This is a genomic window from Salidesulfovibrio brasiliensis JCM 12178 (assembly GCF_001311825.1).
Taxonomy (GTDB): domain Bacteria; phylum Desulfobacterota; class Desulfovibrionia; order Desulfovibrionales; family Desulfovibrionaceae; genus Pseudodesulfovibrio; species Pseudodesulfovibrio brasiliensis.
Genome location: NZ_BBCB01000017.1, coordinates 1 through 13346 on the forward strand (window position 1 = coordinate 1; position 13346 = coordinate 13346).

Here is a 13346-nt window from a genome sequence, read left to right on the forward strand (position 1 = left end):
CCCTGCTCGGCGTGGCCACGCCGTTCTGCTCCTGTTCGGCTGTACCGCTCTTTGTTGGCTTCGTCACTGCGGGCGTGCCGCTTGGCGTGACCTTTTCCTTCATCATCTCAGCACCCATGGTCAACGAGGTCGCGCTGGTGCTGCTGTACGGCCTGTTCGGGTGGAAGGTGGCGGCCATCTATCTCGTAACCGGGCTTGCGGTGGCCATCGTCGCCGGTTGGATCATCGGGCGGCTGAAGATGGAATCGCATCTGCAGGACTGGGTGCGCGGTCAACTCTCCATGGGCGGTGCCCCGTCCTCCGGCACCATGACCCTGACCGGGCGTGTGCGCGCCGGGCTGGAAGCGGTCCGCGAGATCGTGGGCAAGGTCTGGTTGTACGTGGTCATCGGCATCGCCGTTGGCGCGGGCATTCACGGCTACGTGCCCGAGGACTTCCTCGCCGGGATCATGGGCGAGCAGGTCTGGTGGGGTGTGCCCGCCGCGGTGCTTATGGGCATTCCCATGTATACCAACGCCGCCGGCATGGTTCCCATTGTCCATGCGCTCATCGGCAAGGGGGCGGCGCTCGGAACCGCGCTGGCCTTCATGATGTCGGTCATCGCGCTCTCCCTTCCCGAACTGCTCATCCTCCGCCGGGTGCTTAAATTCCGGCTGCTGGCGGTGTTCACCGCCATTGTCGGAGCGGGCATCCTGCTGGTCGGGTACCTCTTCAACGTGATCATGTAGCCAACTATAATATGATTTCTTGCGCGGTGGGTTGTCACGACCCGCCGCGCAAGGTATACGGGTACCATGAGCGTGAACTGACGTCCGGAGGCACGAAATGGGCCCGAAGAAGCGGGAAATCCCGGCCAGATGCGCTGCCAACAGTGCGATGGTTGAAAAACGAATCCGCGACAAGCTGCTCGATTACGAGCGGTATGCGTTCGATGTGCGCAAGAGCCGGGCTCTGACCATTTTCTTCGACCTCAGTCAGGAGTTCCAGAGCCGGGACAACTTCTATGCCGCCCTCATCCAGATTCTGCGCATGATGTTCGATCTCGACGCCGCCCTTTATGTCCTGGAGGACGAGGAGACGTTCGTGCTGGCGTCCTGCTCGCAGGATTACGCCCTTAAGCCGGAAATTACCCGGACGTGGGAGGAAGGCAAGAGTACGCGGCGCACCTTCTCCGAGGGCAGGGTGTACCTGCCCATCCGCTGCAATCCCGAGTTCAACGACATGCTGCCCTTCATGCCGCCGGACAACGTCATCGGCATGCTGGTGGTGCGCCTTGAGGACATGGAGGACGAGGACCTGCTTCTCTTCCTTGAAAAGTACGCCAACCGCATCGGGTTTCAGCTCCATAACCGCATCCTGCGAGACCGCAGCCGCGAACACCTCGACTTCATCCGTAACCTTGTCGAGGACATCGGGCACAACGTCATCGTCCCCAACATTTACTTCAAACTGTACTTCAACCGTCTCCGGCGGCTGATCGAGTCCCTTGGCGACCTCAAAAAGAAGGCCGAACGCAGTGAGACGATAACTGCACCGCACTGGCGGGCAACATGGGCAAGCTGCACGAGGCCATGCATGAGCAGTATGAAGAGATATACCGCCACTACGTGCAGACCAGCATGTTTCTGGAGACGCTTTTGCGGCGCAGGCATTTCGAGGAAGGCCGCTACGTTCTGGAGAAGCGCCCCTGCAACCTCATGCGCCAAATCATCGAGCCGCAGTTGGAGCGGTATCGCAACCGGCTGGAGGAGCGCGGCATTCAGCTAGATTTCTCCCTCGGGGGCGTGCCCGATCAGGCCATCCGCATGATCGTGGATGTGGGTCTTCTCTCACAGGTGTATGCCAATCTCTTCTCCAACGCCGTGAAATACACCGGAAAGACCACCCTGCCCGACGGTAGGGAAGGCCGGTTTCTCAGCTACGGCTGGAAGGTCATCAAGGACCACTTCGGCAAGGGGAAAAGCGGGATTCACATGTGGGTCTTCACGTCCGGCGATCCGCTTGAGCTGGATGACCCCATGACCCTGTTCGATCCCGGCTACCGGGCGGACAATACCAATCACGAGCACGGCACGGGGCACGGCCTGTATTTCGTGCGGCAGGTGGTGGAACTGCACCGCGGCGATGTAGGGGTGAAGACGTGCCCTTACGGTAACGAGATAAACTTTACGCTCCCGTTCCAGGTGCAAGCCTGACCATAGCGGCGGTTATCCGGCGGCGAGCACTTTTCTTCGATAGTATGCCAGCGCCAGACAGGTGAGCGGCAGGGCGAGCACCAGCCCGAGAAATCCCAGAAGTTTTCCCCACACCGAGAGGGACAGCAGAATCATCCACGGCGAGAGGCCGAGGCTGTCGCCCTGCAGCTTGGGCACGAGGAACCCGTCCTGCAGCGACTGGACGATGATGAATATCAGCGCGACCCCGCCGATGGATCCCCAGAAGTGACCGCCCGTGGCGATGGCGTCCAGCCCTGCCAGCAGGAAGGCCGGGATGAGCCCGATGGTCTGCAGGTAGGGCACCATGTTCAGCAGCCCGATGAACAGACCCAGCAGCACGGCCAGCGGGACGTCGATAATCAGGAAGCCGGTGGAGAAGAGGATGCCCACTGTCAGGGCGATGAACGCCTGCGTGCGGAAGTAGCGGTCCACCGCGCCGGTGAACTCTTCGGAGAACTCTTCGGCGGGTTGCCGCCACGACTTGGGCAGCTTGCTGTTCCAGTTTTTGAGCTTCTCGAAATCGGCCAGCAGAAAGATGAGGTAGAGCAGAATAATGGCCAGTCCGGCCAGCGCCAGCATGGTGTCCGCCGTGCCGCTGACCACGTTCCAGAGGCCGGGAAGAATCTTCTTTGCGGCCCCCTGCACGGTATTCAGGAAACCGGCTTCGGTGAGCATGTCGCGGATATCGGGCTGCTTGGCGAGGTCCACGATGGCCTTCCAGAGGTCCGGGGGCAGGTATTCCATGGCCCGCTTGGCAATGGTGGAGTCGTTGACCACGGCGGTGAGCAGCTTGCCGGTTCGCGTCACCTCGCGGATGAGCATGGGCACGGTCAGCCACAGGGCCGTGCTGATGAGGGCGATCAGGGTGGTGATGGTCAGGCCCACGGCCGCGCTGCGGTTTTTGACCAGCCGGGCCACGTATTCCACCAGCGGATTGATGAAATAGGCCAGCGCCAGGGCGGCGGCAAAGGGAAGCAGCACGTCGCTGAGCGCGTCGAGCAGCAGCACGGCTCCCCAGAGCAGACCGGCTGCAATGGCGAGACGGACGACGCTGTCGAGGGTATATGGCTTGTCATTCTGGAACACGGCCGGACCTCCCTTTTCCGCATGGATAGCAGGTGCGGGGGGAATTCTCAACCGCAACGGAGGGTTGCAAGGCCTCTTTCCGCGTGGCATTGCCGGTACAGGAGATGAAGATGCAGCAACCGTCATTGGCAACACTTTTCGGCACGTTTCTGCGCCTCGGCATGACCGCGTTCGGCGGCCCGGCCATGATTCCCTACATCCGAAAGGCCGTGGTGGATCGCCACGGCTGGCTGGACGAGGATACGTTCCGGCTGGGCATGGGGACCTGTCAGGTGGTGCCCGGAGCCACCGCCATGCAGGTGGCGGCATGGGCTGGCCTGCAGGCGCGGGGGACGCTCGGAGCGCTGGCAGCGTACCTCGGGTTCGCAATCCCCGCCTTCGTGCTCATGCTGGCGCTTACAATCCTTTACATGAAGGGCTCTGACGTGCCCGCGCTGCAAGGGCTGTTCGCCGGGTTGCAGGTGGTGGTCGTGGCGCTGGTGCTCAATGCGGCCATCGACTTCGCCCGGCAGTATTGCGACACCATTCGCGCCTCGCTGCTGGCCGTGATCGCCGGAGTCTGGTTCGTCTTCAAGGGCAACCCCATCCTGATCCTCGTCCTCGTCTGCATCGCGTCCATCTTCGTGTTCCGCGATCTCTCATCGGGCAGGGCCGCTTCGGGCGGCGGACGGTTCAAGTCCGGCTGGGGCGTTCCCGCCGCCCTTGTGCTGATCGTTCTTGCCGCATGGGGAGCCCTTTATGCCGTTTCGCCGCAGCAGGCGGACCTCGCCGCGCTCATGGCCCGCATCGATCTGTTCGCCTTTGGCGGCGGCTATGTTTCTCTGCCGCTGATGCTGCACGAGGTGGTGGAGGTTCGAGGCTGGTTTACCGAGGCCCGTTTCATGGACGCCGTGGCGCTCGGCCAGCTCACCCCCGGCCCCATCGTCATGACAGCCACCTTTGTCGGCTACGGCGTGGCCGGGTTCCTCGGTTCGGTGGTTGCCACTGTGGCGGTGTTCACCCCGTCCTTTCTCATCCTTCGCGCACTCGCCCCGATCGCCTCTGCGCTGGTGGCCTCCCCCGTGGCCGCCCGCGTGCTCAAGGGCAGTCTCGTCTCGCTCGTGGGTCTCATGGCCGCCGTGTCATGGCGTTTTATGGTTTCCATCCAGTGGTCCGCGGCGGCCATCACCGTGGTTATCTCAGCGTTCGTGGCCCTGCGCCTCAGGGTCGATATCCTCTATGTCGTCATCGGCGGCGTCATTCTCTCATGGTTGCTCATGTGAACATGCCTAATGAGGATGGTAAAAAGTGCCGATTGACATTTTTAGAGGAGGGAGTGATACGTAAGAATAGGCCGTAAGAAGCATCAATGGCTTCTTTTTTCAGCAGACAGGCTGAGTCACTCGAACATGCGGGGGGTCGAATTGTTCATTCACAAGCTGCCATTCCAGACCAAGCTCCAACTGGGAATCCTGTCGGTCGTGGCCGCGGCCATCGTCGTGATGTCGGTTATCACTTTTGTCAAGGTTCAGGAATCGCTGACAGTTCTTGGTGAAACGTCCATGGAGGCGTTCAGCGAGAGCATCTACAACACCATGCAGATGCAGCACGATTTGCTGGATGACAAGGTCAAGGGCGACCTCGCCATCATGGAGGAAGCCATCGACGAGGCCGGAACGCCCTATCTCGATCGCAACGACAGGGAGACGGTCACCATCGTGAATCAGGTGACCGGCAAGAAGAGCGAAGTCACCATTCCAACAATGAAGTTCGGTTTGCGACGGGTCAACGGGAACTTTGATCTCGTGGACGCCGTCCAGAAGCGTGTCGGGGGTACTGCAACCATTTTTCAGCTCCTTCCCGGCAAGCTGCTCAGGATTTCGACCAACGTGCTTAAGACGGACGGCAAGCGGGCCGTGGGAACCTTTATTCCTGACTCGAGCCCGGTCTACAAGACCATCATGAAGGGCGAGACCTATTACGGAATCGCCTATGTCGTGAACGCCTGGTACCAGACCGCGTACAAGCCGCTCAAGAATATATCCGGTGACACCATCGGGGTGATTTACGTCGGTCGAAAGATTCTGACGCCTTCGTTCCGTGAGGCTGTCGCAGCCGCTACCATCGGTGGCGAAGGGTACGGTTTCATCTTCGACCAGAAAGGTCTTTTGATCCTGCACCCGAGCATTCCCGGGAAGAAGCTGACAGAATACCCCTTCTGGCCGCAGTTCAGAGACGCCACCGGCGGTATAGTTAAGTATAGATACAAGGGTGACGACAAGCAGGTCTTCATCAAGTATTTCGAGCCTTGGGGCTGGAGTTACGGCTTCTCGCTCACCCACGACGAGATGATGCACGGTGTGGACAAGAACGTGCTCTACTGGAACATCGGCATTGCCGTGGCGTCCATCGTTGTGCTCTCGCTGCTCATGACGCTGATCATCCGTATCGTCATCAGGCCCCTCAGGCGGCTCTCGGCGTTTACGGGCGAGGTGTCCAAGGGCAATTACAACGCCACCATCGAGTATCCGGCCAAGGACGCCATCGGCGACACCATCGACGCGGTGCGCGACATGACCGTGGAACTCAAGAACAAGCTCGGCTTCTCCGAAGGGCTTCTCAACGGGCTAACCATTCCCTGCGTCGTTACCGACCTCAACGAAACGATTACCTTCGTGAACCAGCAGGAACTGGACCTCTTCGAGAAGTCCGGCAAGCCTGAGGACTACATCGGCATGCCCTTCGGCGAGTTCGTCTACGGCGATGCCACCAAGGAGACCATCCTGCACAAGTGCATGCACGAAGACACCTGCATTCTCGGTCAGGAGACAACGGGTGAGACTCCCTCGGGCAGGCAGTACGACATCATCGTGGATTCTGCGCCGCTCAGGGACTTCGATGGCAAGATCATCGGCGGGTTCACGCTCATCAAGGACATGACCGCCATCAAGCAGGGTGAGCGCGAAGCCAAGGAACGTCACGAACGCCTTGTGGCCGTGGCCAATGACGCCGACGGAATCGCCGAGCAACTCTCCTCGGCTGCGGAACAGCTTTCCGCGCAGGTGGAACAGTCCACCCGCGGCACCGAAGTCCAGCGGGAGCGCGTGGCAGAGACCTCCACCGCAATGGAGGAGATGAACGCCACGGTTCTGGAAGTGGCGAGAAACGCCTCGGACGCGGCGGAGAACGCGGACAACGCGAGGGAAAAGGCGCAGGAAGGCGCAACCCTCGTCGGTCAGGTCGTGACGTCCATTACCCAGATCGAACAGCGCTCCGAAGAACTCAAGCGCAGCATGACCGAGCTTGGTGAGCAGGCCGACGGCATCGGGGCCATCATGCAGGTTATTGAGGACATCGCCGACCAGACCAACCTGCTTGCGCTCAACGCGGCCATCGAGGCCGCCCGGGCCGGTGAGGCCGGGCGCGGTTTTGCGGTCGTGGCCGACGAGGTTCGGAAGCTGGCGGAAAAGACCATGGATGCCACCAAGCAGGTCGGCAAGGCCGTGACCGACATTCAGGAGGGTGCGCGCCGCAACGTGACCGCCACGGAAGAGGCTGTCGGCGCGGTGGTGGAAAGCACCGAGCTTGCCAACCGTTCCGGCACCGCCATGGAAGAGATTCAGGCACTCGTCGAGCAGTCTGCGGATCAGGTCCGTAACATTGCCACGCAGCGGAAGAACAGTCCGCCACCAGCGAAGAGGTCAACCGGGCCACGGACGAGATCAACGTCATCTCCACGGAGACGTCGAGGGCCATGGAGGAATCCCGCGAGGCCATCGATGCTCTCGCATCCCTCGCCTCGCGCCTCAAGGAGCTTATCGAGCGCATGCAGTAATCAATCAGTGAAAGAAAAGGCCGTCCCGGATCGGGGCGGCCTTTTTTTGTCGCTATGTGGTCTTCTGTTCCGGCAGGTCTTCCTCCAGCCACCGCCACGCCTCTTCCAGTTCGCTCAGGTCAAAATACCTTTCTTCCCAGCTCGTGAGCAGGTTTTCCAGCATGGTGGCCGGTTTCCACCACTCCCGGTCGCTGACGATGGCCACCTTGCGGATGCTTTTCCAGTGGGTCACGGCGAACTTGATGTCTGCGGCAAACTCCTTGAGACCGTAGCCCCGTATGGTCTTGATGAGAAAGAGCATGTTTATCTGGCCGTGAAGGTCGACTGCCCGGTCGATGGCAGGGAGCACTTCCTCGAATTTCTCGACGGTCACCGTGCCGTCGCATTCGATGCCGATGACGTTTTCGCTGCTTCTGCCAAGTATGCGGATCATGTTTCCTCCGAAGTCACTGGTGACGGGCCTACACTCATCCTTTCACATGTCTGCGGCCGGAGGCAAGGCGATGCGGAATGTAATCACGCAAAAGTGACGCCGTTGACCACGTTTACCGGAGCGCGGTTCATGAACGCGTCGATGTTTCTGGCGGTCTGCTCCATGAGGCGTTTGCGAGACTCAAGCGTGGCCCACGCGACGTGGGGAGTTATCAGGCAGTTTTTCGCGGTCATGAGCGGGTTGTTCTCGCTGATGGGTTCCGCCGCCACCACATCAAGCCCGGCCCCGGCAATAACGTCATTGTTGAGCGCGTCGGCGAGGTCTGGTTCGTTGATGAGCGTTCCGCGTGCCGTGTTGATGAGCATGGCCGAGGGTCTCATGCGCGCGATGAGGGAGCGATCGATAAAGCCCTTGTTTTCTTCGGTCTGCGGGCAGTGCAGCGAGACCGCGTCGGCCTGTTCGAAAAGTTCGTCGAGGTCCGTGAAGGTGACCTTGCCCCAAGACGGCTGCGGCTTGGGGCGAGGAGCGTGGGCCAGAATCTCCATGCCGAAGGCGTGTCCGATGCGGGCAACAGCCTGTCCGATGCTGCCAAATCCGACGATGCCGAGGCGCTTGCCCTGCAGTTCCGCCTGAGGGAATTTGATGTGGCAGAAGTCCGGCTGTGCGCCCCATTCTCCCGCCTTCACTGCCCGGTCGTATCCGGCGGTTTTCGAGGACAGCTCAAGGAGCAGGGCGAAAACGTGCTGGGCCACGGCGGGCGTGGAGTAGCCGGGAACGTTGGATACCGGGATGCCGCGTTTTTCTGCCGCGCGGATATCCACCACATCGTATCCAGTGGCGAGCACGGAGATGTATTCCAGTTCCGGGAGTGCGTTGATGACGTCCGCCGGAAGCGGTGTCTTGTTCGTCAAAAGCACCTGTGCGCCTTGTGCGCGCTCAAGGGTGTCCTCTGGCAAGGTACGGTCGAAAACAGTGACTGTGCCGAGTTTCTCCACCGGGGTCCACGGGTTGTCTCCGGGGTTCAGCGTATATCCGTCGAGAATGGTGATGTTCATGTGGCCTCCAATGAGTTTTGCGCACCCTAGCACCGTGTTTGCTGGAGTTCCAGAGCGTTGCGGCGTGGCACGGTTAATGGTATCCACTTCTGATGTACTTGCAGGATGAACATGTGCGGCCCGATTTCAACTCGTGTGCCCTTGTGATTGTTGACATGCAGAACGATTTCGTCCTGCCGGAAGGAACCGCAGCCAGCGCCGAGGCGCTCGCCATTCTCCCGAAAACCCTTGTCCTTGCCGAGGGTTTTCGTTCGCTCGGTTGTCCTATTGCGCATGTGATCCGGCTGTACCGTCAGGACGGCAGCAACGCCGAGGGGTGCCGCAAGACCATGCTTCAGTCTGGCACTGAGCTGGTCGTTCCCAAGACATGGGGCGCGCAGGTGGTTGAAGGGCTCTTGCCGGATGGCACGAAGGTCAACCATTCCGAGCTTCTATACGGTGAACCGCTTACCATTAGCGACAAGGAAAGCATCCTGTACAAGCCAAGCTGGAGCGCCTTTTTCAAGAGCCAACTTGAATGGCGGCTTTTGGAGAATCTCAGCGATACGGTCGTCATCGCCGGGACATGGTTTCCCAACTGCATCCGCCAGACCATCTATGACGCCATAAGCCTCGGCTACCGCCCGGTGGCAGTCCGCGACTGCATCGCCGGAATCACGGACAAGGACTGCGACGACCTCGAGAAGGTCGGCTGCTCGGTGATGACCGCTGCGGAAGTGCTTGCCGAGATCGGGTGAGTCAAAATTTTTCTCATTTTTGATACATAAAGCGTTACGAACAGGGTTGCTGTTTGTTCAGTTTTTTTGTACGAAGTTTTCATGTTGACCGAGTTGTTTACATCGAAAACACGGATTAAATTGCTTCTTAAGCTTTTTCTGAATCCTGATGTCTCATGTTATCTTAGGGGTTTAGCTAAGGAGTTTGACGTTTCGCCAAATGCTATCAAAGGTGAACTCGATAGTCTGAGCGAAGCAGGATATCTTGAGCGTGAGCAGAGCGGACGTTCCATCTTGTTCAGGGCGAATCGCAAGCATCCTTTTTTCCCAGAAATAAGTTCCATCGTGCGAAAGAGTCTTGGCATTGACAGGCTGGTAGAAGAAGTGGTGGCAAGCCTTGGTGAGGTCGAGGCAGTCTATATCTTAGATGATTACGCGGAAGGTGTAGATTCGGGGATCATAGACGTGCTTGTCGTTGGCGATGTTGATAGAACAAAACTCGATAGCCTCAGAAAGGTTACCGAAAGCAAGGTTGGTCGTGTGGTGCGTGTTGTTGATATGATGCCTGAAGAATATAAAAAACGTGTTGATGTCTTTATGAAGAGACCTCATTGGAAAGTGGTTTAGTCGATGCAGCATAACCTGAAAAAAAGAGAAATTAATCCGAGTGCAGTAGTAGAGAAAGGCGCTTTGCTTTCTCCTGACGTTTCCGTAGGGCCATTTTCATGGGTGAAAGACGGAGCAAAGATTGGAAAGAGAGTTGAGTTGGGCCAAAATGTCCAAGTAGAAAAAGAATGCTTCATAGGTGATGGCTGTATCGTTCAGAATAATGTATCAATATGTCGCGGGGCAATTCTTGATAAGGACGTATTTTGTGGCGATTCTGTAGTGTTCGTAGGTGCATTTGCTTTTCGTTATGGGGATAATGAAGGTATTTCGAATGCTACTCATGTAAAACAGGGGGCGAAAATCGGCGCCAACAGCACTATCGCGCATGGGTTGAGTGTCGGCTCATTCTCATTTGTGAGTGCAGGCTCGGTGGTAATAAAAAATGTTGAAGACTATGCAATAGTAGCCGGTAACCCGGCTCGTCAAATTGGTTGGTCTTGCATTTGTGGCAATCAGTTAAATGATATTTATGAATGTGACTCCTGTGGGAAATCTTTAGGACAGCTAAGGAGAGGAAGCGCTGAGCCCGGCGTGTATGTTCATGAAAGTGCACTGGTGGACAGTAGGGCGATAATTGCTTCTGGAACATACATTTGGATGAATGCACAGGTTCGGGAAGAAGCCAAAGTGGGTAAGAACTGCATTATATCAAAAGATGTTTATGTAGACACTATGGTCGTGATCGGAGACAGGTGTAAAATCCAGAACAGTTCGTCGATTTATTACGGCGTTAAAATTGAAAACGATGTATTTATAGGACCCCATGTAGCCTTTACAAATGATCGGATCCCCAGGGCGTTTAATAAAGACTGGATTGCCTCTCCAACATACGTTCTGCAAGGCGCTAGTATCGGTGCAAACTCTACAATACGTTGCGGTATTACAATTGGTGAGTATGCGATGGTTGCTGCTGGTAGTGTTGTGACACGTGACGTGGAGCCGTATTCTTTGGTTATGGGGAATCCGGCTCGTCATGTTTGCTATGTGGATAAAGACGGCAACCGCAAAGATCATGGGGAGCGTGCTGTATGAGTATTCGAGGCGAGTTGGCTGGGTCCGGTGTTTTGGTTACAGGGGGGGCTGGTTTCATTGGAAGTCATATTGTTGATCGTCTACTGGCGGATGGTGCAAGAGAGGTCGTCATTATAGACAATTTTTTTCTTGGAAATGAGCAAAACCTCGAGAATGCGCTAAAAAATGGCGCTGTATTGTATCGTGATGACTGCGAGTTCTCCTCTTCTCTTGATTACGTGTTTGAGAACCACAATATTGATGTGGTTTACAATTGCGCTACCAAAGCTTTGAATTATTCCTTCATGAATCCTTCTAATGCCTTTGACACTAACATAGTGGTTGCACTCAACCTGTTGGAGCTTCAGCGTAAGGGACTCTTTAGCACCTTATGTCACTTCTCGACTTCAGAGGTGTATGGTTCTGCATTGTATGAGCCTATGGATGAAATGCATCCCAAAAATCCAACTACAACGTATGCTGCGGGTAAAGCCGCAGCCGACTTAGCCGTCGAAAGCTATGTTCGTATGTTTGGTATAGACGCTTATATCGTCCGTCCGTTCAACAACTATGGCCCCAGGCAGAATGATGCCGGCCCTCTAGCCGGTGTCATCCCCATTACGGCACGAAGAATTCTGGAAGGTAGGAAGCCAGAGATTCATGGCAACGGTCTGCAGAGTCGAGACTTCATTTATGTTCATGACACGATCGACGCTGTACTAAAATGTCATGATGTGCTTCCAGCTGGTGAAACGGTTAACATATCAGCGGAAAATTGTATTGCAATTGGCCATCTTATTGAGATGGTGGCTGATTTAATAGGGTATGACGGTGAAATAATAAGAAAGCCCGGTCGGGCATCTGATGTAGCGTGTCATAATGCGACCAGTGATAAATTGCGTGACATGATAGAGTTTTATCTAACTCCGTTCTCGGACGGGCTGCAGCAGACTTTGGATTGGTATAAAGCACGCTTTAAAAGGATTCAGAGGCTAGCTTGATGCGTATCCCCTTGATTCGTCCCTATCTTCCGCCTCGCACCAAGGAGTTGGTTTGTGGTGTGCTGGATTCAGGATTTTATGTGGAAGGCCCTATGACTGCGCGATTTGAGCAACTTGTAGCCGATTATTTGGGGGTTGCTCATGTTATCGCTGTAGATTCCTGCACTGACGCTCTTGAGATCAGTTTACGCTGCCTCGGCATTGGTCCGGGGAACGAAGTTATTACAAGTGACTACACATTTCCGGCAACCTTGCAGTCCATCATTCTCACAGGGGCCACAGCTGTTGTGGTGGATGTTGATGCTCGCTCTATGAATATTGATCTAGAGGCGGTGGAGGCGGCGATCACTCCGGCGACAAAGGCAGTCATGCCTGTAGCAACGTTTGGTAATCCTCTGGAGTACAGGCGTTTAGAACGATTGAAGCAAAAGTATGGACTCTACGTTGTCGAAGACGCTGCCTGTGCATTTGGTGCAGAATACAGAGGGGAAAAGGTCGGAATCCAGTCGGATCTAACATCTTTTAGTCTACATCCCCGCAAGTTTATAACTACTGCTCGTGGAGGTATGATAACCACAGAAAAGGCAAAATGGGCTGAATGGATCAGGTCTTACAAGTGTTTTGGCAAAGGGATGCAGGCAACTCGGGCGGATACTGCTTTCGAACAGATGGGAGCAAATGCTATGTTGCCTGATGTCCTGTCGGCTATGGGGGTCGCCCAAATGGAGTTTGTTGACGAGATGCTTGCGAGGCGAATGAAACTGGCTCGCCGGTATTTGAATCTCCTTCAAGACGTGGACGGGGTGTGTCTTCCGGAGACTGTGGAGGGTGGTAATCACTCAATGCAGTCGTTCTGCGTCTTTGTCGATGATCGGGACAGAGTTATGAGTGCCATGCGGAACAATGGAATAGAAGCGCAAATCGGGACATATGCCATGCATATGCACAAGGCATTTTTGGACAATGAGCATGTTCGGTTTGAGTCCTCAATGAGTAATAGTCGTTGGGCGTTCGATCATTGTCTGAGCTTACCATTGTATCATGAGATGACTGATGCAGAACAGGATGATGTCGTTGACTGTTTAGAATCTGCTGTAGCCAGTAAGAACACCTAAGATGAAAATTGGTTTGCTTTCTTCAACCTCATTTGGAATGCACTGACTAAAAGAAGCATTGAGTCACGTCTCTGGAATAGAGGTTGGCGGAATCCTGACAAATCCATCTGAAATATTGTACACCCATACGCAAAAACAACTTAGCTTTTTTCGATATGCGGATTATAAGGCCTAGGCCATGACGCGCAGCATTCCTTTTCCTTATATACAGGAGACGCCTTCTGCGTCGG

At 56.0% G+C, this 13346-nt stretch carries 11 protein-coding genes and 1 pseudogene; 10 read left to right on the top strand and 2 right to left on the bottom strand.

Annotation, left to right across the window (positions count from 1 at the left end):
- The 3 genes from JCM12178_RS06625 to JCM12178_RS06635 all read left to right on the top strand — a co-directional run.
- Positions 1 to 728: permease (locus JCM12178_RS06625; RefSeq protein ID WP_054649862.1), on the top strand; the 728-nt coding region annotated here is incomplete at its 5' end.
- Positions 729 to 825: 97 nt separating this feature from the next.
- Entirely contained in the window at positions 826 to 1767 is a 942-nt protein-coding gene (locus JCM12178_RS18640) for a hypothetical protein (protein WP_054649864.1), read from the top strand.
- On the top strand, positions 1698 to 2195 hold the full coding sequence (locus JCM12178_RS06635; RefSeq protein ID WP_054649866.1) for a sensor histidine kinase: 498 nt from the start codon (positions 1698 to 1700) through the stop codon (positions 2193 to 2195). The genes JCM12178_RS18640 and JCM12178_RS06635 overlap by 70 nt, the downstream gene beginning before the upstream one ends.
- Before the next feature lie 12 nt (positions 2196 to 2207).
- On the opposite strand, the gene JCM12178_RS06640 is transcribed toward JCM12178_RS06635, so the two are convergent.
- Entirely contained in the window at positions 2208 to 3302 is a 1095-nt protein-coding gene (locus JCM12178_RS06640) for an AI-2E family transporter (RefSeq protein ID WP_054649868.1), read from the bottom strand.
- A 110-nt stretch (positions 3303 to 3412) separates the two neighbouring features.
- Between JCM12178_RS06640 and chrA the strand changes: the two genes are divergently transcribed.
- Both chrA and JCM12178_RS06650 read left to right on the top strand, forming a co-directional pair.
- The gene (chrA, locus tag JCM12178_RS06645) at positions 3413 to 4564 is read left to right on the top strand and encodes a chromate efflux transporter (RefSeq protein WP_054649870.1); all 1152 of its coding nucleotides are present in this window, start codon (positions 3413 to 3415) and stop codon (positions 4562 to 4564) included.
- 279 nt (positions 4565 to 4843) lie between these two features.
- Positions 4844 to 6898, top strand: a pseudogene (locus tag JCM12178_RS06650) (methyl-accepting chemotaxis protein); the annotation flags it as partial.
- Between the two features lie 734 nt (positions 6899 to 7632).
- Here JCM12178_RS06650 and JCM12178_RS06660 read toward each other — a convergent pair.
- A complete protein-coding gene (locus JCM12178_RS06660; protein ID WP_054649874.1) occupies positions 7633 to 8604 on the bottom strand; it encodes a D-2-hydroxyacid dehydrogenase in 972 nt (323 codons plus the stop codon).
- 92 nt (positions 8605 to 8696) lie between these two features.
- On the opposite strand from JCM12178_RS06660, the gene JCM12178_RS06665 reads away from it, so the two are divergent.
- The 5 genes from JCM12178_RS06665 to JCM12178_RS06680 all read left to right on the top strand — a co-directional run bounded on the left by JCM12178_RS06665 (position 8697) and on the right by JCM12178_RS06680 (position 13116).
- Positions 8697 to 9341 carry a cysteine hydrolase family protein gene (locus JCM12178_RS06665; RefSeq protein WP_083465778.1) on the top strand — a complete coding sequence of 215 codons (645 nt, stop codon included), beginning with the start codon at positions 8697 to 8699 and terminating at the stop codon, positions 9339 to 9341.
- Positions 9342 to 9422: 81 nt separating this feature from the next.
- On the top strand, positions 9423 to 9947 hold the full coding sequence (locus tag JCM12178_RS06670; RefSeq protein ID WP_054649878.1) for a winged helix-turn-helix domain-containing protein: 525 nt from the start codon (positions 9423 to 9425) through the stop codon (positions 9945 to 9947).
- A gap of 3 nt (positions 9948 to 9950) precedes the next feature.
- Positions 9951 to 11021, top strand: a complete 1071-nt coding sequence (locus JCM12178_RS20470; protein WP_083465779.1) for an acyltransferase — start codon at positions 9951 to 9953, stop codon at positions 11019 to 11021.
- Positions 11018 to 12001, top strand: coding sequence for an NAD-dependent epimerase/dehydratase family protein (locus JCM12178_RS06675; protein ID WP_054649880.1), 984 nt, complete (start codon positions 11018 to 11020; stop codon positions 11999 to 12001). The genes JCM12178_RS20470 and JCM12178_RS06675 overlap by 4 nt, the downstream gene beginning before the upstream one ends.
- A complete protein-coding gene (locus JCM12178_RS06680) occupies positions 12001 to 13116 on the top strand; it encodes a DegT/DnrJ/EryC1/StrS family aminotransferase (protein ID WP_054649882.1) in 1116 nt (371 codons plus the stop codon). The genes JCM12178_RS06675 and JCM12178_RS06680 overlap by 1 nt, the downstream gene beginning before the upstream one ends.
- Positions 13117 to 13346 lie beyond the last annotated feature (230 nt).